Origin of the sequence: Enterobacter cloacae complex sp. 342H5 (genome assembly GCF_050030905.1) — a bacterium.
In the GTDB taxonomy this organism is placed as follows: domain Bacteria; phylum Pseudomonadota; class Gammaproteobacteria; order Enterobacterales; family Enterobacteriaceae; genus Enterobacter; species Enterobacter intestinihominis.
The window spans coordinates 2,529,414-2,551,840 of record NZ_JBLGVB010000001.1 but is presented as its reverse complement, the minus strand read 5'-3'; the positions used below and the strand labels follow the sequence as shown (position 1 = coordinate 2,551,840).

Below are 22,427 nucleotides of genomic sequence, written 5' to 3'. Positions count from 1 at the left end.
TATTTTTTCGAGGTTAATGTGTCGCGATTATTCACGTCGGCCCGTCAGCGGCTTTATCACCTTTTATTTGATCCAGAAACGGTTTCCGGTCGCCGTTTCGAGGGTCTGTGTGGCTTATTTGCGCTGATTAGCGTCATTATTATCTTTATCGAATCCGGTGCCGGAACGCAGTACCACATGACGTATGAGGAGTGGCATGTTTTTGTCTGGCTGGAATTGATCGTCACGCTGGTGTTTACCGCAGAGTATGTGCTGAGGGTCATTAGCTGGCCAAATCCGGCGAAATACGTTTTCAGCTTCTGGGGATTTATTGATTTAGCCACTATCCTGCCGCTGTATGTCATGTGGCTGTGGCCTGAGATCAGCCTGAATTATGTGTTTGCCTGGCGCGCAATGCGGGCGATTCGTGTGTTACGAATTCTGAAGCTGCTGCGCTTTATGCCGTCGCTGAGGGTTTTTTGGGTCGCCATTGTCAGCGCCCGCCACCAGCTTATTCTCTTCTATTCGTTTATTGCTATCGTGATGATCGTTTTTGGCTCCCTGATGTATTTAATCGAAGGGCCAAAATACGGGTTTACCACGCTTAATGCGTCGGTTTACTGGGCTATCGTCACGGTGACCACCGTGGGCTATGGCGATATTACACCGCATACGCCGCTCGGGCGTATTGTGGCATCGATTCTTATTCTGATCGGTTATTCGGTAATAGCGATACCGACTGGGCTAATTACCACCCATATGAGCAGCGCCTTCCAGAACAGCAAGCAGCAACGCAAATGTCCGAATTGTCAGCAGGGAAATCATGAACCCGGGGCGCGGTTTTGTCACCGCTGTGGAAATGCCTTGCCGGATTAAATAAAAAAGGCTGCGCGGGCAGCCTTTTTTATTATTCGCGCCAGAGAATATGGCACAGCTTATGGTCTTTCTCGCGGCACAGCAGGACGCGGGCAAAGATGTCGTTAATTTCTCCGCCGTCTTCATCTGCCAGGCCAATTACCACCTCAGCGAAGAAGTCCGGGTTGAGATCAAAATCGACGTGTTCGGCCCAGTCTTCAGACGGATCGAACAGCTCAGCACCGCCACGCTCTTCAAATTGCAGGTTGAAAAGAATGACGTCAGCAGGGTCGAGATTATCGACCGCCAGCTCGAGAAAAATATCGTAGGCCTGTTCGAGCGTTTCGTCTTCGGTCAGGCGATTGTTCAGATCCATTTCCATGATGACTACCTGTTAAACATCGTTGGGCACGTTTTACAGCAACGGACTAAAGAAGTAAAACAGTCGTTCGGCAATTCGCTGCCACAGCGGACGTTTCGCCCACAGTCCGGCGTCCAGCAGGCGTGAGCGGGAGATATAATCATCCTGAACCGCCGCCAGATCGCCGCCGAAACCGGCGTCATCAATGACCAGCGTAATTTCAAAATTCAGCCACAGACTGCGCATATCGAGGTTGACGGTACCCACCAGGCTCAGCTCTCCGTCTACCAGCACGCTCTTGGTGTGTAACAGACCGCCTTCGAACTGATAGATTTTAACGCCCGCGGCCAGCAGCTCACTAAAGAACGCGCGACTTGCCCACCCGACCAGCAGCGAATCGTTCTTGCGCGGCATAATAATGCTCACATCCACTCCGCGCTGTGCCGCTGTACAGATGGCGTGCAGAAGGTCGTCGCTGGGGACGAAATAGGGCGTGGTCATGATCAGATATTCCCGCGCTGAGTACGCGGCGGTAAGCAGTGCCTGGTGGATCAGATCTTCCGGGAAGCCAGGACCGGAGGCGATAGTGTGGATAGTGTGCCCGCTGGCTTCCTCAAACGGCATGATATTGCCATCCGGCGGCGGGGGAAGAATGCGTTTACCGGTTTCAATTTCCCAGTCGCACGAATAGACGATGCCCATAGAGGTTGCCACCGGGCCTTCCATGCGAGCCATCAAATCGATCCATTGCCCCACGCCGGAATCCTGTTTAAAGAAGCGGGGGTCGACCATGTTCATGCTGCCGGTGTAGGCGATATAGTTATCGATCAGAACCATTTTCCGGTGCTGACGAAGATCCATGCGGCGCAGAAAGACGCGCATAAGATTCACTTTCAGCGCCTCGACCACCTCGATACCGGCGTTGCGCATCATGCCTGCCCACGGGCTACGGAAAAAGGCCACGCTGCCGGCGGAGTCCAGCATCAGGCGGCAGTGGATACCGCGACGTGCAGCGGCCATCAACGATTCGGCGACCTGGTCCGCCATACCGCCCGGCTGCCAGATATAAAACACCATCTCGATATTATGCCGGGCGAGCTGGATATCACGGATCAGCGCCTGCATCACGTCATCGGAAGAGGTCATCAGTTGCAGCTGATTGCCTTTTACCCCAGCAATGCCCTGGCGGCGTTCGCACAGCTTGAACAAAGATGCGGCCACGCTGCTGTTCTCTTCGGCGAAGATATGCTTGCAGGCTTTAAGGTCGGCAAGCCATTTTGCCGTGGAGGGCCACATGGCACGGGCGCGTTCGGCCCGGCGTTTACCCAGATGAAGTTCACCGAAAGAGAGGTAGGCGATGATGCCCACCAGCGGCAGAATGTAGATAATCAGAAGCCAGGCCATGGCGGAAGGTACCGCTCTGCGTTTCATCAGAATGCGCAACGTCACCCCGGCAATTAACAGCCAGTATCCTAAAATGACCAGCCAACTCACCACGGTGTAGAAGGTTGTCATAAATAAAAAATCCTTTTGAAAGCGTATTGTTATGAGTTTACGCATCAGGATTCATCTGGCAAATAAAAACGGCAGATAAAAGCGCTGGTTTGCCGCCTGCTTAGGCATATAATGGCATCTCTGTTAGAGAAAGAGTTGTAGACATGAAGCGCAGTAGAACTGAAGTAGGGCGCTGGCGCATGTTGCGACAGGTGAGTCGTCGTAAGGCTCGTTGGCTGGAAGCACAATCCCGCCGCAATATGCGTATCCACGCCATCAGAAAATGTGGCCTGAACAGACACCGTAACGCGCTGCTGTTCGCGGTCCAGGATATCTGAAAAGCATGAGGGGCACCGTAAAGGTGCCCATTAAACATCCAGACTATCAATTTTTGCAGTCTCCTTCCGTCTGCTTTCCACGATATACTACGTCCCCATAACGTCATGATATTAAAAGATGAATCCTTATCTCTGGATTTTTATTGCACTTTTGGCGCTGGATGTGCTCAGGGAAGGTTTAGGACTTTCGTCATTTTCCTCATTGGCAGATTATGTTTTTGCATGGGGAATACATTGGCTTTATTAAAGGAAAAAAGGATGAACGTAAAAGTGTTGGCAGCACTCTTCGGGATTGCAGTATTAAGCGGTTGTGCCAGTAGCAAAACCTCACCCGAACGGCACGCGTTTTATTTCGTGTCGCATCAGTCCAGCTTTACTGGCGGCAATTACACCTCCAGCGTGCAGAAAAATTATCACCTGAACGTAGCGCAATTCCGCGAGCTTTATGCCCGGGGCAAAGCTGACCGTGCGGAAGGGCGGTCTCAGGCTGAAGCCAGTGAATACGCGCAAAGCATTCGCGATCAGCTGAAAGAAAATGCGAAGTCGCAGGAATTGTACGCAGGCAACGCGAAGGATAAATGGTCTTCGGACATGGACAGTAAAGACGCCATATTATTTGGTAACGAACTGGCCGCGACTTATCTTGATGGCTATAACGGCGTACAATAGCGCAACTGATTCAGGGGATACCGTAAATACCGGTATCCCCGCTGTTTTTGAGCAAAAGGAGTGAGACGTGTTTGCGGAGTTTGGTGTACTGAATTTCTGGACCTATGTTGTCGGCGCATTTTTTATCGTGCTGGTTCCAGGACCGAACACCTTGTTTGTGCTGAAAACAGGGATTGGCCACGGCGTTAAGAAAGGCTATCTGGCAGCCACCGGTGTGTTTATTGGTGATGCCGTGCTGATGTTTCTGGCCTGGGCGGGCGTTGCCGCGTTGATCCAGACCACTCCGGTATTATTTAATATTGTCCGCTATCTTGGGGCGTTTTATCTGCTGTGGCTCGGCGGAAGAATGCTCTGGTCCGTTATGACACGTCAAAAAAATGCGCACGAAAGTAGCGCCGAACCGGCAAGCGCGATCCTTAAGCGTTCGCTGGTGCTGAGCCTGACGAACCCGAAAGCGATTCTCTTTTACGTATCGTTCTTCGTGCAGTTCATTGATGTCAATGCGAAGAATACCGGCACGTCGTTCCTGATCCTCGCCACAACGCTTGAGCTGATCAGCTTCATGTACATGAGCTTCCTGATTTTCTCAGGCGCGTTTGTCACGCGTTATCTGAAAACCAAAAAGAAACTGGCGAAGCTGGGGAATGGGTTGATAGGCCTGCTGTTTGTTGGATTTGCGGCGAGGCTGGCGACGCTGCACTGAATGAAGAAAAGGCTCCCGAGGGAGCCTTTCATTTCAGAACACTTTTTTATACGGGCGAACTGTGACTTTCTCGTACACGCCGGCTGCGACGTACGGGTCTGCTTCTGCCCAGGCCTGCGCGGCTTCCAGAGATTCAAACTCGGCAATCACCGTGGAGCCGGTAAAACCCGCCGCGCCCGGATCGTTGCTGTCAACGGCAGGCATCGGGCCTGCGGTCAGCAACCGACCTTCATCCTGTAGCAGCTGTAAACGCGCCAGATGGGCAGGGCGAACGGAAAGACGTTTTTCCAGAGAATCAGGTACATCTTCAGCGTAAATCACATAAAGCACGGCATAGCTCCTTAACCGGTAAAAGTGACATTTACGTTATGTGAAAGCACAAATGACTGCAATGTAAAGATAATAACAATGTTAAAACCCTGATCTGGATGCCCCTTTTTTGCCCTCTTATACGCTTAAATTGCGCCAGGACAAAGTGTCTTATTGAATATGATTGCTATTTGCATTTAAAATCGAGGTTCGGTTTTTTAACGTTGATGATTATGACTTCGATGACCCTTGATTTACCTCGCCGCTTTCCATGGCCGACGCTGCTTTCCGTCGTTATTCACGGTGCTGTCGTGGCGGGTCTGCTCTATACCTCGGTTCATCAGGTTATTGAAATGCCAGCGCCAGCGCAGCCAATTTCTGTGACCATGGTATCGCCCGCGGATCTTGAACCGCCGCAGGTTGCGCCGCCGCCGCCACAGCCCGTTGTTGAACCCGAGCCGGAACCCGAGCCGATTCCTGAACCGCCAAAAGAAGCGCCGGTGGTGATCCATAAGCCAGAGCCGAAACCTAAGCCGAAGCCAAAACCCAAGCCGGTCAAAAAGGTGGAAGAGCGTCCGAAACGCGAAGTGCGTCCGGTTGAGCCACGCACCACGCAGCCGGTTGAAAATGCCGCCCCGTCACGTCCGCTGATGAGTAACACCACGACCGCGACAAAACCGACGGTAACGGCGCCAGCGGGCCCGCGCGCGCTGAGCCGTAACCAGCCGCAGTATCCGGCACGTGCTCAGGCGTTACGTATTGAAGGGCGTGTACGGGTAAAATTCGACGTTACGGCTGATGGACGTGTGGATAACGTGGAAATCCTGTCCGCACAGCCGGCGAATATGTTTGAACGCGAAGTTAAATCGGCCATGCGCAGGTGGCGTTATGAAGCCGGTAAACCCGGCAATGGGTTGATTGTAAATATTGTCTTCCGCCTGAACGGCGGGGCACAGATGGAATAAAAGAAGCCTCCGCAAGGAGGCTTTTTTTTACCTGAGGATCAGTTCCGTGGGAGCTGGCGGGGCTTACCGTCGCTATCCACTGCCACGTAGATGAACAGGGCCTCCGTCGCCTTATAGCGCTGACCAATCGGTTCAGAAGAGACTTTTTTCACCCATACTTCAATGTTAATGGAGATAGACGTATTGCCGCGTTTTACGCAGCGTGCGTAACAGCACACCACGTCCCCCACCGCGACAGGGCGCAGGAAGGTCATGCCATCGACCCGGACGGTTACCACGCGCCCGTGTGCAATCTCTTTTGCCAGGATTGCACCGCCCATATCCATCTGCGACATTAACCAGCCGCCAAAAATATCGCCATTGGCATTCGTATCCGCAGGCATTGCCAGTGTGCGTAAAACCAGTTCGCCCTGTGGGGCGTCATTTGTTGTCATTGTTTTTAAACTCGTAACTGAAGACTTCAGGCGGGATGCTACTATGATTTCTGGCTGGAGAGAATAGGGTTAGCGCCCGCAGCGCGGGCGCCAGAAGGTCAGAAGGACATGGTTACGCCAGCGTAATAGGCGCGGCCCGGTTCGTTATAGGTAGATGCACCGTCATTTTCACGGTAAATCTGCTTGTCAAAGATGTTGCTGATGCCGGCATTCAGGCGCAGGTTTTTGGTCAGCTGATAGTTACTGCCGATACCCACGATGGAATACGCGCCGATCTCTCTGTTGGACATCGCATTTTCCTCTTTGCGGATTTCAGCGTTTTCTCTGGGCTTCTGGCGGCCGTACATCGTCCAGCTTACGTTGGCTGAAAGCTTGCTGTTAACCTCCCAGTCCAGCATGGTGTTGACGGTATATTTGGGGATAATCGACAACGGATTACCGGTGTCTTTACTTTCAGACTGAATCATATACGTCGCATTAGTACGCCAGGTTAGCGTGTCGCGAATAACAGGAACGGTGAGGTTGCCTTCCAGCCCTTCAACAACGGCCTTACCGCCGTTCTCCCATTGCAGGATATTTGCGCCGCTGCTTGTCTGCCCCAGCACGTCCGTTCCTGAAACGATCTTGTTTTTGTAATCATTGCGGAACCAGGTAATTCCAGCCTCGTAGCCTTCCAGGGCAAAGGCCAGGCCGATCTCTTTGTTCACGCTGATTTCCGGATCCAGATCCGGGTTACCTAACAGGTAACAGCTTCCTTCGGAAACGTTATTCGGGCAGCCATTACCGCGGGTGGAAAGCAGATAGCCTTCGCTGGATTGATACAAGTTTGGCGCTTTAAATACCCGAGCGATACCCGCTTTAACCTTGAACATGTCACCCAAATCCTGAGAGAGGTTCAGGCTCGGACTCCAGTTGCTGCCAAATTGATTGTGATAATCAAAGCGGAGCCCTGGGATCAGGTTGGTGCCCTGACGCGCTTCAATATTGTCCTCAAGATAGATGCCGGTGAGGTCAGCGCTGTTTTTGCTGTTGCGCTCAGAAGCCGTGCCGGGAACGCCGTTAATCACTTCTCCCGACACATTTGTCGACTGCATTGAGGCCGGATCGTTCAGTTCATCACGGTTCCATTCTGCACCCACGGTTAGCGTCTGTTCGACCAGCCAGAAGAAAGGAATGTTCAGTTCACCCGTTGAACGGTATGATTCCAGCCGGCTGGTATCGTATTTATCGCTATTGATCATCCCTTCAACTTTGCCCGTAGAGCCTTCTTCCAGTCGGGTGTTGTTGGTCTTTTCATAATAAACCCCGAACTTTGACTGACCCCAGTCCCAGATGCCGTTGTGCGTAATGCCATAAGACTGGCGGTACATTCGGTTGGTTTCGTGTCCATACAGGGACGACACCAGACCGTCAGGGCTGACGTTGCTGTTGCTGTATTGAGTATCACCCGCGTAGATATTGCCCTGGCGGCTGTAGCTGTAGTCGAAATCGATAATCTGCTGTGGTGTGAGTTTCCAGGAGAGCAGGGCATTAATGTCCTTGTTACGTACGCCCTCTCGCCCGGCGGCGTAAGAGCCGTTTTGCGCGGTGTTGATGTCCTGAGCATCTGCGTCGGTTTTGTTGATGTTCCCGTACAGGCGCATCGTTAACGCATCGCCCGCGAGGGGGCCGCTCAGATCAAAATTAGCGCGTTTCGTCGCCCCCTCTTTATCATTTTCAGGCTGGTTAGTGTACAGGGAGAGGGAGCCGTGCCAGTCGTTGGACGGGCGTTTGGTAATGATGTTGACGACGCCGCCGGCAGCCCCCGAACCATAGCGGGCGGCAGCTGGTCCCCGGAGCACTTCAATACGCTCAACCATCTCTGGCGGAACCCAGTTGGTGTCCCCGCGGGTGTCGCGCTCCCCGCGCCAGCTGTAGCGCACCGAGTTACGTGACGTCACCGGCACACCGTCAATCAGAATCAGCGTGTTCTCTGGCCCCATACCGCGGATGTCGATCTGACGGTTGTTACCACGACTGCCTGTCGCGCTGTTTCCGGTGAGGTTAACCCCGGGCATTTTGCGAATAATTTCCGAAAGATCGTTAACCGGTGGATCCTTTTCTATGTCCTTTGCCGTGATGATGGAAACCCCCGGCTGTTGCTTTAGGGCCTCTTCAGCGGTTGCCTGAACGACCATTGTTTCACCATCGGCGAGAGGATCTTCCGCTGCGTGCGCGCTCTGGTATAGCGTTGAAAAAATGGCGAGTGTAAGTGTAGCCGGGGCAAATCTTATTATGTTATTCATCAACTCATTTCCATTTGTTAAAAATGCGATGAAGAATATTAATGATAGTGATTCTCATTACAATAAAGCGACAGCAATCTCCATAAAATCTTCATGATTCAGACATTTTCGCAGGAAGATTGCGGAGAAAAGAGAAGGCGGGAAAAGAGGCCAGACCGCGTGACGATCTGGCCAGAAGGATCAGTGCTTGTCATCCTGCGGCATGTGGCGATAAATATAAACGCCGCTGAGCAGGGTGAAGATAAGGGTCAGCGCCGTCAGGCCAAACACCTTGAAGTTGACCCAGATATTCTGCGGCAGCCAGAATGCGATATAGATATTCGCCAGACCACACAGAATAAAAAATAGCGCCCAGGCGATATTCAGACGCCCCCACACAGCCTGCGGCAGCGTCAGTTCTTTCCCCAGCATGCGCTGGATCAGCGGCTTCTTCATCACCCACTGGCTGATGAGCAGCGCGCCCGCAAACAGGCCGTAAATCACTGTGACCTTCCATTTGATAAATTCATCATTGTGGAAGAACAACGTCAGACCACCAAACACCGCCACCATCAGGAAAGTGATGAGCGCCATCTTTTCAACTTTGCGATAGCGAACCCAGCTGTAAATCAGCACCACAGCCGTTGCCACAATCAGCGCCAGCGTGCCGGCATAGATGTCGTACAGCTTATAAAAAGCGAAAAATACGATCAGCGGTAAAAAATCAAGAAACTGCTTCATTCTGCGATCCCGGTTACTGACGAATTAACATGTACAGGCGGAACAAATAGACCAGCAGTACAGCTGAAATCAGATTGCTCAGCGTATTGGCGACAACCGCGCCGACGTTTGGCGTTAATACCGCAAAATTCGGCGCAAACAGCAACAGTAGAGTCTTGGCCAGCAACCAGCTGATAACGGCCGGGGCGACCAGACGCATATTCGCCCACGCGAGCCTTATACTGCTGCGCATGGCGGTGAAAATACCCATTTTGTCTTGCACAACCATTACTGGCGCAAATGAAAGCACGATAGCCAGCAGCACGCCCGGAACGACAACCAACATTATCCCCATCTGGACCAGCAGCGTAGTCAGGAAGATAAGGATAAACAGTTTCGGCAGCACCGGAGCACTGGCCCCGATGGCACGTAACGCGCTGACGCGTTGGCCGGCAGACACCAGCTGGATCATCAGCAACACGCCACCCGCCAGAATGGCGTTGCCGATTAGCCCCGAGAAGGTAGATGCCGCAGATGCACGCAGCAAGATTTGCTGTTGCTCTGGCGTCATATTCTGCACAAGGTCAAATAACCCTGCGCTGCCTGCAAGATGATCCCCCTGGCTCAGCGAGGCAATCTGTTCATCACTGGGTGAGAACGCATGACCCAGCACCACCGTAATAAAGGCGCACAACAACGCGATCAGTAAAAAAGTAACGAACTGATTGCGGAAAAAATTTCCCGTGTCACGGTAGACAGACTTCGCCGTGATAGACATGCACTCTCCTTGAGTATTGCAGGTGTTAATTAGCCGGCAATTGTACACCGGATAACACGCTGGTGGCAGCATCAAGGCTTGTATGGAAAAGCATATCTTTGTAAAGCGGCGGTAATCCATAGCGGGCGCGGGCGCGATTGCATGCCTCATTGACCTGTCCATCCTCTCCCGACATCGCGAAAGTGCGGCACGGGCTGGGGCGATCCGCGTAAATGGAACAGCGGGTGGATACCCCAGGTTCACCTTGCAGTGCCACACAGCGGCTCTGTTTTTGGTTGGTGCCGCGCATGCAACGCAGGAAAGGGGTCAAGGGTTCAGTGAGATCAACCGGAACGGTGCCGCCGCCATCGCTGGCTTCAGCCCAGTAGAAAGAGACTCGAAAATACGCACAACAGGCTCCGCACGTCATGCACGGGTTATGATCACTCATGGCACACCTGCAAAAGTAGAACGCATCAAATCGAATTGTGAGAGCGATAAATTATCCAGCCGCTACAGGAAGCGCAAGAGAGGAAAAACAGAAAATTTTGTAACTATGAAATGCCAAAAATTGACGCGGTAACAACTTATTGCTTTATGAGGCGTCACCAAAAATTAACCTAGATCAATGAATGTTAACTTACTGGTTTTAATGTGATCTGTGTTAGATCACTTATTACTCATTTGTGAGTATATTCTCCTCCGCAATTAAAACCACAACGATGGAGCGGATATGAAAAAATTAGCGGTGGCAGCCCTTATCTTAAGCAGTCTCTCTGGCGGCGCGTACGCGCATGAAGCAGGTGAATTCTTTATTCGTGCCGGTTCGGCAACGGTGCGTCCAACGGAAGGTTCCGACAATGTACTGGGTATGGGCGGGTTTAACGTTAGCAATAACACCCAGTTAGGCCTGACATTCACGTATATGGCTACGGATAACATTGGCGTTGAGCTTCTGGCCGCCACGCCATTCCGTCACCGCGTCGGTTTAGGGCCGACCGGGGACATTGCTACGGTGCACCATTTACCACCAACCCTGATGGCGCAGTGGTACTTCGGCGATTCCAGCAGCAAATTACGCCCTTATATTGGTGCAGGCGTTAACTACACCACCTTCTTTGATGAGAAATTTAACGATACCGGTAAAGAGGCCGGGCTCTCCGATCTCAGCCTGAAAGACTCGTGGGGCATGGCGGGACAGGTTGGTCTGGATTATCTGATTAACCGTGACTGGCTGATCAACGCCTCTGTCTGGTATATGGACATTGATACGGACGTGCGCTTTAAAGCTGGCGGCCAGCAGCAAAGTATCAATACCCGTCTGGATCCGTGGGTATTTATGTTCTCAGCGGGTTATCGTTTCTGACAGAAGATATATCCCCGGTCAGCCGGGGATTGCTGTATGGTGGTTGTTCCACATACCTGGCTGGAGGGGATATCCCCAACATCAAATTTGAATGTCCGGTTTGTGCAGGTAAACAGTTTCAGTTCACGACGTTCAGCCCAGCACATAGCCTACCTCACGGTGCTATCTGTTCCGTTTGCGGAACACGTCTCACCACTCATTCATGCCTGCCGAAACTCAGACGACGACGGTGGCCAAAGCCAGTAAACTAGATAAGGCCTCTGAGAGGCCTTTTTCGATCGTGAAATCACTTCTGAATTAAATAACGAATCGTTGGTCCGTCCTGCTGGATATCCAGCACGGTATAGCCGTGATTTTTGGCATCAAGCGGAATGTTATTGATCGACTGGGGGCAATCGCTCACCACTTCCAGAATTTCACCTTTCTTAAGCTGCGGTAACGCCTCAAGCGTGGCGACGGCCGGGTAAGGGCAAGGTTCACCCACCATATCGAGACGATAATCAGGCACGATCTCTTTCATGCGGCATTCTCCTGAGTTTCAGTTTTGACGGTGGCACGCCGGAAGAAGCGCTTTTCTTGCGCAATAACCAGTAAGAAGGCGATAAGCAGCAGGGCGTAGGTCACCATGAGCCCCCCGAGTGGACCAAAGGTATTCAGCAAATTGACCTTGTCCCAGTTGGTTGCCAGTACTGGAGAGACGTCATCCCAGTAGTACGCCAGGAGGGTTGAGCCAATCACGTTACCCAGACCAACCCACCAGTAATGCACCTGGCCTTCCACGGCGCGATACATCCAGCCAGTTTCGCACCCGCCCGCCAGTACGATGCCAAAACCAAACAGCAGCCCGCCAATGACCGCATTAGGACCGGCCCACATGATTTTCGGCTCAACGCCGAGCTGAACATAGCTAAAGATCCCGATCGCGCTCACGGCCATCCCGGCAATAATGGCTTTCGCCATCATGGTACGTCCGGTGATCCACATATCGCGAAACGCGGAGGTAAAGCAGATCTGCGCGCGTTCAATCAGCAGACCAAAGCCGACGCCGAACAGCATGGCCAGACCGAGTTTGGGCTGATTCATTGCCGTGCAAATCGCCCAGGCAACCATAGCAAAAAAGACCAGCATACCGAGGCGGAAACGACGACGCGCCTGATCGGGTTTTTGCGTTAACGGAGAGGCAGCGCTAACTTTCGTCATTTTCACCGGAATGCGGAACAGCGGCAGCAGGGTGAATTTAGCACCGAAGTAGGAGCCGATGGCGGTGGCGACGGCAAAGAACCAGGCATGCAGCGAGAACTGCGGAATACCGGTAAAGAACGCGGCCAGATTACAGCCCATCGCCAGGCGGGCGCCAAACCCGGCAATGATACCGCCGACCACGGCCTGCATAATGCGGATGCGGCTTTTCGGCATGCGCAACTTAACGTTGTTGGCCCACAGCGCGGCCGCAAAACAGCCGCCGAACATGCCAATGATCATCATCCCGTCGATGCGGGTCAGCGGTGTGCCCTCAAGATGGATCAGTTTGAAGTAGCCCCACTCTTCGGCATGGACGCCTGCCAGCTGTAATAGCTGCCCACCCCAGCGGGTAAACTCGCCCGTAACAGCCCAGAAGGTGCCAGTAATACCGAAATAATAGGTAGAGAGAATGCCTGCCGCGATAACGGCCGGAACAGGTGACCAGAACTTAACCAGGTAAGTCTGTTTGAAGGAATGCCAGGACATGAATAACCTCTGAACTCAGAAGGGTAACGCTAAAAAGAGCCCAGATCATACGCTTACGCGAAAGTTTGAAAAGTCATTCACACCGAAAATATCGACAGGATCAATTTTGACCTGCTTCTTTCAGGAAGAGAGAAGGGAAAACCGCCTGACGCCGGGGCCAGACGGTGTTAACGGTTACGCCTTGTGTGTGGCCGCTTTCATGGATGTGACGAATGCGTGTAACTCAGCCAGCATCTGCTCTGGCTTATCCACATTCTTCTCGATGATTTTCACGATAGCCGAACCGGAAATGGCCCCGGCGGCTTTCGCGTCAATCGCCGCAGTAACCTGATCCGGAGAGGAAATCCCAAAGCCCTGAAGCGGCGGCGCAGCATGGTATTCTGCCAGCTTCTCCACCAGATGATGCAGCGGAAGCGCGGCTTTGTTTTCCGCACCGGTGACGCCCGCACGGGAGAGCAGGTAGGTGTAACCCCGTCCGTAAGAGGCAATCTGGCGCAACAGAGCGTCATCGGCATTCGGTGGACAGATGAAAATCGGCGCGACGTTGTGGCGCATCGCCGCCTGACGGAACGGCGCAGACTCTTCAACGGGCACGTCAGCCACCAGCACGGAGTCAACGCCCACGCGGGCGCACTCTGCGTAAAACGCATCAATACCGCGGCTGAACACCAGGTTGGCGTACATCAGCAGGCCGATCGGAATGGTCGGGTGCTTCTGGCGGATCGCCGCCAGCATTTCGAAGCACTGGCCCGGCGTCACGCCCGCAGCAAACGCGCGAAGCGTCGCGTTCTGGATGGTCGGGCCATCCGCCAGCGGATCGGAGAACGGAATCCCCAATTCCAGCGCGTCGGCACCGGCGTCAATCAGGGTATCGATAATCTTCAGCGACAGCTCCGGACCGGGGTCGCCCAGCGTCACGAAGGGAACGAAAGCGCCTTCCTGGCGGGCTTTCAGTTGTGCAAATGCGTTGTCGTAGCGTTCCATCAGATTTCCCCTCGTGCTTTCAGAATATCGTGAACGGTGAAAATATCTTTGTCACCGCGACCGGAAAGGTTTACCACCAGCAGCTGCTCTTTTTCCGGGTTTTCCTTCATCATTTTCAGCGCGTGTGCCAGCGCGTGGGAAGACTCCAGCGCCGGGATGATCCCTTCATTGCGACACAGCGTTTTGAAGGCCTCCAGCGCTTCGTCATCAGTGATGGAGACATAATCCGCGCGGCCGGTGCTGTTGAGGAACGCGTGCTGCGGCCCTACGGACGGGAAATCCAGCCCGGCTGAAATTGAGTAAGACTCCTCAATCTGCCCTTCATCGGTCTGCATCATCGGGGCCTTCATGCCGAAATAGATCCCCACGCGGCCATGCTTCAGCGGCGCACCGTGCTCACCCGTTTCAATGCCGTGGCCGGCAGGCTCAACGCCAATCAGCCCAACGCTGGTTTCGTCGATAAAATCGGCAAACATGCCGATGGCGTTAGATCCGCCGCCAACGCAGGCGATCACCGCATCCGGCAGGCGACCCTCTTTTTCGAGGATCTGCGCTTTAGTCTCTTCACCGATCATGCGCTGGAATTCACGCACGATGGTCGGGAACGGGTGTGGGCCTGCCGCGGTACCGAGCATATAGTGGGCGGTTTCGTAGCTGCCAGACCAGTCGCGCAGCGCTTCATTACAGGCATCCTTCAGCGTGGCAGAACCGCTGTGCACAGGGATCACTTCCGCCCCCATCAGACGCATACGGAACACGTTAGGCGACTGGCGTTCAACGTCTTTCGCCCCCATATAGATGCGGCACTTCAGGCCGAGCAGGGCGCTGGCGAGGGCAGAGGCCACGCCGTGCTGGCCCGCGCCGGTTTCGGCGATAATTTCGGTTTTACCCATACGTTTGGCGAGCAGAGCCTGGCCAAGCACCTGATTAGTTTTATGCGCGCCGCCGTGCAGCAGATCTTCACGTTTAAGGTAGAGCGTGGTTCTGGTGCCTTCGGTCAGGTTGCGGCATTTGGTCAGTGCCGTCGGACGACCGGCGTAGTTTTTCAGCAGGTCAGTAAACTCCGCCTGAAACGCCGGATCTTTCTGCGCGCTCACGAACGCTTCTTCAAGCTGGCGCAGCGCGGGCATCAGGATTTGTGGGACGTACATCCCACCAAACTCACCAAAATACGGGTTAAGTAATGTCGTCATCTTCTCTTCCTTAATATGCACGCAGAGTTTTAAATACCGATGCCAGCTTGCTGGCGTCTTTTATGCCCGGTTGGGACTCTACGCCTGAATTGAAATCGAGGCCGGCGCAGCCGGTTTTGGCTGCTTCCACACAGTTATCGGGGCTTAATCCCCCCGCCAGCAGGACATTGTCCAGCACTTCGCCACGCAGCAGTGACCAGTCGAAACGCTGCCCCGTGCCGCCCTGGCCGTTGTCGAGCACGTATTTATCAACATGCGTAAGGTTACGCGCGGGCAGTATGGCGCCAACGCTTTGCGCTTTCCAGATCTGAACCTGAGGTGCCAGAACATGTCGCAGAGCATCGATGTATGTCTGATCTTCATCGCCATGTAGCTGAACCGCGCTCAGGGATAACGCGTCCGCTTTCGCCGCAACGTCGTTAATATCCGCATTGCGGAACACGCCCACGTAGCTCAGTGGCGCAGCCGCAATCACCTTGCGCGCCTGTTCTTCATTAACGGCGCGAGGAGAGGACTCAACAAAGATCAGACCACCATAGATTGCGCCCGCCTCATACGCGGCCTGCGCATCCTGTTCACGGGTCAGGCCGCAAACTTTGTTCTCACCCAGCAGCACGCGGCGCACGGCCGCATTAAGATCGTCGTGTTCCATCATCGCGGAACCGATCAGGAAACCGTTGGCAAAGTGGCTGAGTTCGCGCACCTGAGCGTAGCTGTTGATTCCGGATTCGCTGATCACCGTGACGCCCGCACCCAGACGCGGCGCAAGCTGGCGCGTACGGTTGAGGTCAATCGACAGGTCGCGCAGGTCGCGGTTGTTAATGCCGACCACTTTGGCTTCCAGCGCGATGGCGCGCTCCAGCTCCTCTTCGTTGCTCACTTCGGTAAGCACGCCCATATTCAGGCTGTGCGCGACGGCGGAGAGCTGGCGGTACTGTTCGTCATCCAGCACGGAGAGCATCAGCAGGCAGGCATCGGCCTGGTAAAAGCGCGCCAGCCAGATCTGATACGGGTCGATAATAAAGTCTTTGCACAGAATCGGCTGCGGCGCGATGCCGCTGACTACGGGCAGAAAATCGAAGCTGCCCTGGAAATATTTCTCATCCGTCAGCACAGAAATGGCAGACGCATGATGCTTGTAGATACCGGCAATACGCGCCGGGTCGAAATCGTCACGGATCACGCCTTTGGACGGAGACGCTTTTTTACACTCCAGAATAAACGCGGTACGCGCGCCCTGGAGGGCATCATAGAAACGACGGCTGCTGGGAACGACGTCATTCTGAAAACTGGCGAGCGGCTGCTGTTGCTTACGGGCTTCCACCCAGATGGCCTTATCGGCGACGATTTTCGCTAAAACGGTCTGCATTATTTACCCTCTTGCCGCAAGTGCGGTAACGCGATCGTAAGCTGCACCGGAGCGCAGTACGTCCAGAACTTTTTGGGCGTTGGCTTTCAGATCTTCCTCGCCATGTAAACGCATCAGCATGGCTACGTTGGCCGCCACGGCGGCCTCATGGGCGGCCTCACCTTTACCTTGTAATAAGCGCGTGAGAATGTCACGGTTTTCTTCCGGCGTGCCGCCCGCCAGGGCGTCCTGATGGTACGGGGTCAACCCGAAATCAGCGGCCTCAAGCTGATAGTTCAGCACTTCGCCGTTATTCAGTTCGGCCACCAGCGTGGGCGCATGCAGGGAAACTTCATCCATCCCGCCGCTGTGTACCACGGCGGCGCGTTGGTAACCGAGGACGCGCAGCGTCTCCGCAATCGGCAGGACCAGCTCCGGACTGTAAACGCCAATCAGCGCCAGCGGCGGGTGCGCCGGGTTAATGAGTGGACCGAGCACATTAAACAACGTCCGGGTTTTAAGCTGCTGGCGAACGGGCATCGCGTGGCGGAAACCGGTGTGATACTTCGGCGCAAACAGGAAACAGACGCCCAGGTCATCCAGCGCTTCACGGGAACGCTCGGCGTTCATGTCCAGGTTGATACCGAAAGCCGCCAGCAGGTCGGACGATCCGGAACGGCTGGACACGCTGCGGTTGCCGTGCTTCGCCACTTTCAGTCCGCATGCCGCCGCCACAAAGGCGCTGGCGGTCGAAATATTGATGCTGTTGCTGCCGTCGCCACCGGTCCCAACGATATCGGCAAACGGATAATCCGGGCGCGGGAACGGGGCGGCATTTTCCAGCAGCGCGGTTGCCGCACCGGCGATCTCCTGCGGGCTTTCGCCGCGCACTTTCATGCTCACCAGCGCAGCGGCCAGCTGCTCAGGCTTCAGCTCGCCGCGCACGACGGCGGAGAAAAGCTGGTGGCTCTCCTGCTGGCTCAGGGTCTGGGCCTGATACAGTTTTTCCAGAATCGGTTGCAGGGTGTTGGTCTGCTCCAGCTTTTGCAACGCCCAGTTGAGCGTTTGCTCCAGCAGGCGCGCGCCGTTAGACGTCAGGATAGATTCCGGGTGGAACTGCATCCCGCAGACGCGATCCGCATCGTGACGCACCGCCATCACCATCCCTTCAAACGAGGCGTTAATCGTCAGCCCGGCCGGAATATTGCTGCCGACCAGTGAGTGGTAACGCGCCACCGGAAGCGGGTTCGGCAGACCGGCAAACATCGCCTGACCGTCATGTTCAATGCTTGACGCTTTACCATGCAGGATCTCCCCCGCCTGACCCACGTAACCACCGTAGGCTTCGACAATCGCCTGGTGGCCGAGGCAGATGCCGATAATCGGCAGCTTGCCGCGCATACGGGTCAACAGCTCAGGCATACAGCCCGCTTCGCTCGGTGCGCCTGGCCCCGGGGAGAGCATCAGCACCGGGTTTTGCATGGTCGCCAGACGGTCAATCAGCGTCTGGGCCGGAACGTGGTTGCGATAGATAACGACGTTGTGCCCATTCGCACGCAGCTGATCTGCCAGGTTGTAGGTAAAGGAGTCGATATTATCGAGCAGCAGAATGTCAGCCATCAGAAAATCTCCTGTGCATGGTGTGCGGTAGCAATGGCGCGCAGTACCGCGCGCGCTTTACTGCGGGTTTCGTCGGCTTCCGACTGCGGAACAGAATCCAGCACAATCCCGGCCCCGGCCTGGACGGTAGCAATGCCGTCCTCAACGTAGGCGGAGCGAATCACGATGCAGGTATCGAGGTCACCGTGAGCGGTGAAATAGCCCACCGCGCCACCGTAGCTGCCGCGACGGCGGCCTTCAGCTTCGGCAATCAGCTGCATGGCGCGGACTTTCGGCGCGCCGCTCAACGTGCCCATGTTCATGCAGGCGCGGTAGGCGTGCAGGACGTCGAGGTCGTGGCGCAGCTCACCCACCACGCGGGATACCAGATGCATGACGAAGGAGTAGCGGTCGACTTTGGTCAGGTCTGCCACATAGCGGCTGCCCGGCGTACAAATACGCGCCAGGTCGTTACGTGCCAGGTCAACCAGCATCAGGTGTTCGGAGAGCTCTTTGTGGTCGGTACGCATTTCCAGTTCGATGCGGCTGTCGAGATCGCGGTCCAGGGAGCCATCGGCACGACGGCCGCGTGGACGGGTTCCCGCTATCGGGTAGATCTCAATCTGGCGGCTGGTGGCGTCGTACTTGAGGGAGCTTTCCGGTGACGCGCCGAACAGAGTGAAATCATTGTCCTGCATAAAGAACATGTACGGGCTTGGGTTGCTCTTTTTCAGCACATCGTAAGCCGCCAGCGGCGACGGGCAGGGCAGTGAAAAGCGACGGGACGGCACCACCTGGAAAATCTCCCCGGCACGAATCGCTTTTTGCATCTGACGCACCACCGCGCCGTACTGATCGTCGGTCTGACTCACCTCGCAGGTCATCTTTTCAACACGCTGCACCGGGAGCGCGGGCGGTGCTTCTGACATCTGCTGTTGCAGTTGGCCGATGCGCTGCGCGAGGCGATTTTTCTCAGACACAGATGGCGTGAACAGGCTGGCCTGAATGCGGGTGTATTTTTTCTGATGGTCGATCACCAGCAGGGTTTCGGCCAGGTAGAAGCAGTAGTCCGGGCAGCGGTTACCCTGCTCGGTTTCCGGTAAATCTTCAAAGCCAGCAACCAGGTCGTAAGCAAACAGCCCGCCAAAGAACATTGCTTCGCGCTCATCTTCCGGCACAATGACCAGATTTTGCAGCAGGCGGAAGGCGTCGAAAACGGAGAGTGAGCAGAGGCGGGCATCTTCATCCAGCAACTGGCTTACCGGCGGGAAATGCAGAATTCGCAGGTCCGGATGACGCTCATTTTCAATGCCTGAAGGCAGAGCCGCATCCAGCAGCGGCAGCAGCGACGCACCATTCTCGGATAACGCCTTAATAGTGACAGTGTCACCCGCTGCGGTAATGCGCAGCGCGCTGTCAACCAGCAGCAGGCTTTTGAGATCGTCCTTGCTGTCGATATCAGCAGATTCCAGCAGCAGCGTCGCAGGACGTGCACCGCACACCTGATGAAAGAGCGCGGTAGGGTTATGGCGATAGGCCGCCTCGCAGGTCAGCAGTTCGAGGTGGGGTTTGGCTGTTTGCATGTTGTTATTCTCATATTCTGTTCAAAAAAAAGCCCGCTTGGGAGCGGGCCGGGTATCTGTTTGCTTTTCGCAGACGCGTGACACTGCCCGAAGATCAGGAAGTACGCCACCAACCGTGCAGAGCGAAATGTGCTGTCATTTTCAGATACCTTTCTCGTGTGAACTTGCGTACTAGTTAACTAGTTCGATGGCGTGTTGTCAACCCCTGATTTCAGTATTTCGCGGTAAGTCGGTATCATAGGTGCTTCGGATGTCTCCAGACTGTTATGGGAAGTGCTTTGAGCGATACCACCTACGCCGTAATTTATGATTTACACAGCCATACGCAGGCTTCAGATGGCCTGCTGACGCCCGAAGCCCTGGTCCATCGCGCCGTTGAAATGCGTGTCGGCACGCTGGCAATAACCGATCACGACACAACAGACGCCATCCCCGCCGCGCGCGCCGAGATTGCCCGAAGCGGGCTGGCGCTAAATCTGGTGCCCGGGGTCGAGATCTCCACGCTCTGGGAAAACCACGAAATTCATATCGTTGGCCTGAATATTGATACAGAACATCCGGCAATGTGCGCATTTTTGCAAGAACAAAAAGCACGACGCAATCAACGCGCGGAGTTGATAGGCGAACGTCTTGAGAAGGCGCATATCCCCGGTGCGCTGGAAGGTGCGCGCAAGCTGGCGAACGGTGGGGCGGTCACGCGCGGCCATTTCGCCCGTTTTCTGGTTGACGCCGGTAAAGCGACGACCATGGCGAATGTGTTTAAAAAGTATCTGGCCCGCGGGAAAACCGGATACGTTCCTCCCCAGTGGTGTACAATAAAACAAGCTATTGATGTGATTCATCATTCTGGTGGTAAGGCCGTACTGGCCCATCCGGGGCGGTATAATCTTTCTGCTAAATGGCTGAAAAGGCTGCTGGCCCACTTTGCCGAATCCGGCGGTGAGGCGATGGAAGTTGCCCAGTGTCAGCAGGCACCCAATGAGCGTTCGCAGCTCGCGACCTACGCCCGTCAGTTTGGTCTGCTTGGGTCACAGGGTTCAGATTTCCATCAGCCCTGCGCGTGGATTGAACTGGGGCGCAAGCTCTGGTTACCCGCTGGCGTTGAGCCCGTCTGGCAGCTCTGGGAACAGCCACAGCAAATTGAAGAGAGGGAAGTATGAGTCAGTTTTTCTATATCCATCCGGATAACCCACAGCCACGTCTGATTAATCAGGCTGTGGAAATCGTCCGTAAAGGTGGCGTTATTGTCTACCCAACCGATTCTGGCTACGCGCTGGGCTGTAAAATCGAGGATAAAGGGGCGATGGAGCGCATCTGTCGCATCCGCCAGCTGCCGGACGGCCACAACTTCACCCTAATGTGTCGCGATCTCTCTGAGCTGTCGACCTATGCGTATGTCGACAACGTGGCCTTTCGCCTGATCAAAAACAACACGCCGGGTAACTACACCTTCATTCTGAAAGGGACAAAAGAGGTGCCGCGTCGTCTGTTGCAGGAAAAACGTAAAACCATCGGCATGCGCGTGCCGTCGAACCCGATTGCCCAGGCGCTGCTGGAAACCCTCGGCGAGCCGATGCTGTCTACCTCGCTGATGCTGCCGGGCAGTGAGTTTACCGAGTCCGACCCGGAAGAGATCAAAGATCGTCTGGAGAAAGTGGTGGAGCTGATTATTCATGGCGGCTATCTAGGCCAGCAACCTACCACCGTGGTGGATCTCACCGAAGACGCGCCAGAAGTGATTCGTGAAGGCGTGGGCGATGTTAAGCCTTTCTTGTAAGGGTGTAAGCAGATATACTACGCGGCCATCAAAGCAGGGCGTTGCCCTGTTTTTGACCTGATTCGACGCCTGTGAAGGCGACACCTGAGGAAGCTCAATGAGCGAGAAGTTACAGAAAGTGCTGGCGCGTGCCGGCCACGGTTCGCGCCGTGAAATCGAAGCCATTATTGAAGCAGGTCGCGTGAGTGTGGACGGTAAAATCGCCACACTCGGTGACCGCGTTGAAATCGTACCGGGGCTGAAGATCCGCATTGACGGCCATCTTATCTCCGTGAAAGAGTCCGCTGAACAGATCTGCCGCGTGCTGGCTTACTACAAGCCGGAAGGCGAACTGTGTACCCGCAACGATCCGGAAGGCCGCCCGACGGTGTTCGACCGTCTGCCAAAACTGCGTGGCGCCCGCTGGATTGCCGTAGGGCGTCTGGACGTGAATACCTGTGGCCTGCTGCTGTTCACCACCGATGGTGAACTGGCAAACCGCCTGATGCACCCGAGTCGTGAAGTGGAGCGTGAATACGCCGTTCGTGTTTTCGGCCAGGTTGATGAGAACAAACTGCGCGATCTGTCGCGTGGCGTTCAGCTGGAAGACGGCCCAGCGGCGTTCAAAACCATCAAGTTTACCGGTGGTGAAGGCATTAACCAGTGGTACAACGTTACCCTGACAGAGGGACGTAACCGCGAGGTGCGTCGTCTGTGGGAAGCGGTCGGTGTCCAGGTAAGCCGTTTGATTCGTGTCCGCTATGGCGACATCCTGCTGCCGAAAGGCCTGCCACGTGGCGGCTATACCGAGCTGGATCTGACGCAAACTAACTACCTGCGCGATCTGGTTGGCCTGACGCCAGAAACCACATCGAAAGTGGCGGTAGAGAAAGATCGTCGTCGTATGAAGGCGAACCAGATCCGCCGTGCGGTTAAACGTCACAGCCAGGTTAGCAGCAATCGCCGCTCTGGCAGCCGTAATAACAACGGTTAATCTAAAAGCCCGGTGAATATACCGGGCT

General features: G+C 54.8%; 26 protein-coding genes and 1 other annotated feature. Of the genes, 10 read left to right on the top strand and 16 right to left on the bottom strand.

What is annotated here, in order from left to right; genetic code table 11:
* Window positions 1-18 precede the first annotated feature (18 nt).
* On the top strand, window positions 19-855 hold the full coding sequence (locus ACQG03_RS12265) for an ion transporter (RefSeq protein ID WP_022648350.1): 837 nt from the start codon (window positions 19-21) through the stop codon (window positions 853-855).
* Between the two features lie 31 nt (window positions 856-886).
* Here the strand turns inward: ACQG03_RS12265 and ACQG03_RS12260 are convergent, their stop codons facing one another.
* Both ACQG03_RS12260 and cls read right to left on the bottom strand, forming a co-directional pair.
* Window positions 887-1,216 carry an HI1450 family dsDNA-mimic protein gene (locus ACQG03_RS12260; RefSeq protein WP_006810881.1) on the bottom strand — a complete coding sequence of 110 codons (330 nt, stop codon included), beginning with the start codon at window positions 1,214-1,216 and terminating at the stop codon, window positions 887-889.
* Window positions 1,217-1,249: 33 nt separating this feature from the next.
* On the bottom strand, window positions 1,250-2,710 hold the full coding sequence (gene cls, locus ACQG03_RS12255) for a cardiolipin synthase (RefSeq protein WP_063162971.1): 1,461 nt from the start codon (window positions 2,708-2,710) through the stop codon (window positions 1,250-1,252).
* Window positions 2,711-2,853: 143 nt separating this feature from the next.
* On the opposite strand from cls, the gene ACQG03_RS12250 reads away from it, so the two are divergent.
* The 4 genes from ACQG03_RS12250 (at window position 2,854) to leuE (ending at window position 4,399) form a co-directional block, all read left to right on the top strand.
* Window positions 2,854-3,027 carry a YciY family protein gene (locus tag ACQG03_RS12250; protein WP_017384232.1) on the top strand — a complete coding sequence of 58 codons (174 nt, stop codon included), beginning with the start codon at window positions 2,854-2,856 and terminating at the stop codon, window positions 3,025-3,027.
* A 118-nt stretch (window positions 3,028-3,145) separates the two neighbouring features.
* Complete coding sequence (locus ACQG03_RS12245) at window positions 3,146-3,274, top strand: KPN_01571 family protein (RefSeq protein ID WP_400168871.1); 129 nt, start codon at window positions 3,146-3,148, stop codon at window positions 3,272-3,274.
* Between the two features lie 11 nt (window positions 3,275-3,285).
* On the top strand, window positions 3,286-3,696 hold the full coding sequence (locus ACQG03_RS12240) for an Exc2 family lipoprotein (protein ID WP_063162972.1): 411 nt from the start codon (window positions 3,286-3,288) through the stop codon (window positions 3,694-3,696).
* Window positions 3,697-3,763: 67 nt separating this feature from the next.
* Window positions 3,764-4,399: a leucine efflux protein LeuE gene (gene leuE / locus ACQG03_RS12235; protein ID WP_063162973.1), complete on the top strand. Its 636-nt coding sequence runs from the start codon at window positions 3,764-3,766 to the stop codon at window positions 4,397-4,399.
* Between the two features lie 33 nt (window positions 4,400-4,432).
* Here the strand turns inward: leuE and ACQG03_RS12230 are convergent, their stop codons facing one another.
* Complete coding sequence (locus ACQG03_RS12230; protein WP_003856755.1) at window positions 4,433-4,729, bottom strand: YciI family protein; 297 nt, start codon at window positions 4,727-4,729, stop codon at window positions 4,433-4,435.
* 221 nt (window positions 4,730-4,950) lie between these two features.
* On the opposite strand from ACQG03_RS12230, the gene tonB reads away from it, so the two are divergent.
* Window positions 4,951-5,673 (top strand): TonB system transport protein TonB, encoded by a 723-nt coding sequence (gene tonB, locus ACQG03_RS12225; protein ID WP_032622462.1) that lies wholly within the window; start codon window positions 4,951-4,953, stop codon window positions 5,671-5,673.
* A gap of 38 nt (window positions 5,674-5,711) precedes the next feature.
* Here the strand turns inward: tonB and yciA are convergent, their stop codons facing one another.
* From yciA to ACQG03_RS12200, 5 genes are all read right to left on the bottom strand, one after another.
* On the bottom strand, window positions 5,712-6,107 hold the full coding sequence (yciA, locus tag ACQG03_RS12220) for an acyl-CoA thioester hydrolase YciA (RefSeq protein ID WP_032624113.1): 396 nt from the start codon (window positions 6,105-6,107) through the stop codon (window positions 5,712-5,714).
* Window positions 6,108-6,205: 98 nt separating this feature from the next.
* The gene (locus ACQG03_RS12215; protein WP_063162974.1) at window positions 6,206-8,392 is read right to left on the bottom strand and encodes a TonB-dependent siderophore receptor; all 2,187 of its coding nucleotides are present in this window, start codon (window positions 8,390-8,392) and stop codon (window positions 6,206-6,208) included.
* Between the two features lie 180 nt (window positions 8,393-8,572).
* Window positions 8,573-9,112 carry a septation protein A gene (locus tag ACQG03_RS12210; protein WP_003856762.1) on the bottom strand — a complete coding sequence of 180 codons (540 nt, stop codon included), beginning with the start codon at window positions 9,110-9,112 and terminating at the stop codon, window positions 8,573-8,575.
* Window positions 9,113-9,125: 13 nt separating this feature from the next.
* A complete protein-coding gene (locus ACQG03_RS12205; RefSeq protein WP_023300270.1) occupies window positions 9,126-9,869 on the bottom strand; it encodes a YciC family protein in 744 nt (247 codons plus the stop codon).
* A 25-nt stretch (window positions 9,870-9,894) separates the two neighbouring features.
* Window positions 9,895-10,299 carry a YkgJ family cysteine cluster protein gene (locus ACQG03_RS12200; RefSeq protein ID WP_017384228.1) on the bottom strand — a complete coding sequence of 135 codons (405 nt, stop codon included), beginning with the start codon at window positions 10,297-10,299 and terminating at the stop codon, window positions 9,895-9,897.
* A 282-nt stretch (window positions 10,300-10,581) separates the two neighbouring features.
* Between ACQG03_RS12200 and ompW the strand changes: the two genes are divergently transcribed.
* Window positions 10,582-11,214, top strand: coding sequence for an outer membrane protein OmpW (gene ompW / locus ACQG03_RS12195; protein WP_023306411.1), 633 nt, complete (start codon window positions 10,582-10,584; stop codon window positions 11,212-11,214).
* A 286-nt stretch (window positions 11,215-11,500) separates the two neighbouring features.
* On the opposite strand, the gene yedF is transcribed toward ompW, so the two are convergent.
* The 8 genes from yedF to trpL form a co-directional block, all read right to left on the bottom strand.
* The gene (gene yedF / locus ACQG03_RS12190; RefSeq protein ID WP_003856774.1) at window positions 11,501-11,734 is read right to left on the bottom strand and encodes a sulfurtransferase-like selenium metabolism protein YedF; all 234 of its coding nucleotides are present in this window, start codon (window positions 11,732-11,734) and stop codon (window positions 11,501-11,503) included.
* Window positions 11,731-12,942, bottom strand: coding sequence for a selenium metabolism membrane protein YedE/FdhT (gene yedE / locus ACQG03_RS12185; RefSeq protein ID WP_063162975.1), 1,212 nt, complete (start codon window positions 12,940-12,942; stop codon window positions 11,731-11,733). Before yedE ends, yedF begins: the two co-directional genes overlap by 4 nt.
* A 174-nt stretch (window positions 12,943-13,116) precedes the next feature.
* Window positions 13,117-13,926, bottom strand: coding sequence for a tryptophan synthase subunit alpha (gene trpA, locus ACQG03_RS12180; RefSeq protein WP_063162976.1), 810 nt, complete (start codon window positions 13,924-13,926; stop codon window positions 13,117-13,119).
* The gene (trpB, locus tag ACQG03_RS12175; RefSeq protein WP_022648334.1) at window positions 13,926-15,119 is read right to left on the bottom strand and encodes a tryptophan synthase subunit beta; all 1,194 of its coding nucleotides are present in this window, start codon (window positions 15,117-15,119) and stop codon (window positions 13,926-13,928) included. The genes trpA and trpB overlap by 1 nt, the downstream gene beginning before the upstream one ends.
* A 10-nt stretch (window positions 15,120-15,129) precedes the next feature.
* Entirely contained in the window at window positions 15,130-16,488 is a 1,359-nt protein-coding gene (gene trpCF / locus ACQG03_RS12170; protein WP_032624116.1) for a bifunctional indole-3-glycerol-phosphate synthase TrpC/phosphoribosylanthranilate isomerase TrpF, read from the bottom strand.
* A 3-nt stretch (window positions 16,489-16,491) separates the two neighbouring features.
* Window positions 16,492-18,087, bottom strand: coding sequence for a bifunctional anthranilate synthase glutamate amidotransferase component TrpG/anthranilate phosphoribosyltransferase TrpD (gene trpD / locus ACQG03_RS12165; RefSeq protein WP_022648332.1), 1,596 nt, complete (start codon window positions 18,085-18,087; stop codon window positions 16,492-16,494).
* Window positions 18,087-19,649 (bottom strand): anthranilate synthase component 1, encoded by a 1,563-nt coding sequence (locus ACQG03_RS12160; RefSeq protein ID WP_063162977.1) that lies wholly within the window; start codon window positions 19,647-19,649, stop codon window positions 18,087-18,089. Before ACQG03_RS12160 ends, trpD begins: the two co-directional genes overlap by 1 nt.
* A 23-nt stretch (window positions 19,650-19,672) precedes the next feature.
* Window positions 19,673-19,767, bottom strand: a sequence feature (Trp leader region).
* Window positions 19,744-19,788, bottom strand: a complete 45-nt coding sequence (trpL, locus tag ACQG03_RS12155; RefSeq protein ID WP_071524153.1) for a trp operon leader peptide — start codon at window positions 19,786-19,788, stop codon at window positions 19,744-19,746. (Overlaps the previous feature by 24 nt.)
* A gap of 139 nt (window positions 19,789-19,927) precedes the next feature.
* On the opposite strand from trpL, the gene rnm reads away from it, so the two are divergent.
* The 3 genes from rnm (at window position 19,928) to rluB (ending at window position 22,399) form a co-directional block, all read left to right on the top strand.
* Window positions 19,928-20,809: an RNase RNM gene (gene rnm / locus ACQG03_RS12150; RefSeq protein ID WP_032622438.1), complete on the top strand. Its 882-nt coding sequence runs from the start codon at window positions 19,928-19,930 to the stop codon at window positions 20,807-20,809.
* Complete coding sequence (locus tag ACQG03_RS12145; RefSeq protein ID WP_003856793.1) at window positions 20,806-21,426, top strand: L-threonylcarbamoyladenylate synthase; 621 nt, start codon at window positions 20,806-20,808, stop codon at window positions 21,424-21,426. The genes rnm and ACQG03_RS12145 overlap by 4 nt, the downstream gene beginning before the upstream one ends.
* A gap of 97 nt (window positions 21,427-21,523) precedes the next feature.
* On the top strand, window positions 21,524-22,399 hold the full coding sequence (rluB, locus tag ACQG03_RS12140; protein ID WP_003856794.1) for a 23S rRNA pseudouridine(2605) synthase RluB: 876 nt from the start codon (window positions 21,524-21,526) through the stop codon (window positions 22,397-22,399).
* The last annotated feature ends 28 nt before the right edge of the window (window positions 22,400-22,427 follow it).

What these genes read in the sequence shown, in the direction of transcription:
- trpB (WP_022648334.1), bottom strand. Translation starts at nt 15,119, where the DNA reads ATGACGACATTACTTAACCCGTATTTTGGTGAGTTTGGTGGGATGTAC.
- tonB (WP_032622462.1), top strand. Translation starts at nt 4,951, where the DNA reads ATGACCCTTGATTTACCTCGCCGCTTTCCATGGCCGACGCTGCTTTCC.
- trpCF (WP_032624116.1), bottom strand. Translation starts at nt 16,488, where the DNA reads ATGCAGACCGTTTTAGCGAAAATCGTCGCCGATAAGGCCATCTGGGTG.
- ACQG03_RS12205 (WP_023300270.1), bottom strand. Translation starts at nt 9,869, where the DNA reads ATGTCTATCACGGCGAAGTCTGTCTACCGTGACACGGGAAATTTTTTC.
- ACQG03_RS12210 (WP_003856762.1), bottom strand. Translation starts at nt 9,112, where the DNA reads ATGAAGCAGTTTCTTGATTTTTTACCGCTGATCGTATTTTTCGCTTTT.
- trpD (WP_022648332.1), bottom strand. Translation starts at nt 18,087, where the DNA reads ATGGCTGACATTCTGCTGCTCGATAATATCGACTCCTTTACCTACAAC.
- yedE (WP_063162975.1), bottom strand. Translation starts at nt 12,942, where the DNA reads ATGTCCTGGCATTCCTTCAAACAGACTTACCTGGTTAAGTTCTGGTCA.
- trpA (WP_063162976.1), bottom strand. Translation starts at nt 13,926, where the DNA reads ATGGAACGCTACGACAACGCATTTGCACAACTGAAAGCCCGCCAGGAA.
- ompW (WP_023306411.1), top strand. Translation starts at nt 10,582, where the DNA reads ATGAAAAAATTAGCGGTGGCAGCCCTTATCTTAAGCAGTCTCTCTGGC.
- ACQG03_RS12250 (WP_017384232.1), top strand. Translation starts at nt 2,854, where the DNA reads ATGAAGCGCAGTAGAACTGAAGTAGGGCGCTGGCGCATGTTGCGACAG.
- ACQG03_RS12215 (WP_063162974.1), bottom strand. Translation starts at nt 8,392, where the DNA reads ATGAATAACATAATAAGATTTGCCCCGGCTACACTTACACTCGCCATT.
- yciA (WP_032624113.1), bottom strand. Translation starts at nt 6,107, where the DNA reads ATGACAACAAATGACGCCCCACAGGGCGAACTGGTTTTACGCACACTG.
- ACQG03_RS12145 (WP_003856793.1), top strand. Translation starts at nt 20,806, where the DNA reads ATGAGTCAGTTTTTCTATATCCATCCGGATAACCCACAGCCACGTCTG.
- ACQG03_RS12245 (WP_400168871.1), top strand. Translation starts at nt 3,146, where the DNA reads ATGAATCCTTATCTCTGGATTTTTATTGCACTTTTGGCGCTGGATGTG.
- rluB (WP_003856794.1), top strand. Translation starts at nt 21,524, where the DNA reads ATGAGCGAGAAGTTACAGAAAGTGCTGGCGCGTGCCGGCCACGGTTCG.
- ACQG03_RS12240 (WP_063162972.1), top strand. Translation starts at nt 3,286, where the DNA reads ATGAACGTAAAAGTGTTGGCAGCACTCTTCGGGATTGCAGTATTAAGC.
- yedF (WP_003856774.1), bottom strand. Translation starts at nt 11,734, where the DNA reads ATGAAAGAGATCGTGCCTGATTATCGTCTCGATATGGTGGGTGAACCT.
- cls (WP_063162971.1), bottom strand. Translation starts at nt 2,710, where the DNA reads ATGACAACCTTCTACACCGTGGTGAGTTGGCTGGTCATTTTAGGATAC.
- ACQG03_RS12160 (WP_063162977.1), bottom strand. Translation starts at nt 19,649, where the DNA reads ATGCAAACAGCCAAACCCCACCTCGAACTGCTGACCTGCGAGGCGGCC.
- ACQG03_RS12200 (WP_017384228.1), bottom strand. Translation starts at nt 10,299, where the DNA reads ATGAGTGATCATAACCCGTGCATGACGTGCGGAGCCTGTTGTGCGTAT.
- ACQG03_RS12260 (WP_006810881.1), bottom strand. Translation starts at nt 1,216, where the DNA reads ATGGAAATGGATCTGAACAATCGCCTGACCGAAGACGAAACGCTCGAA.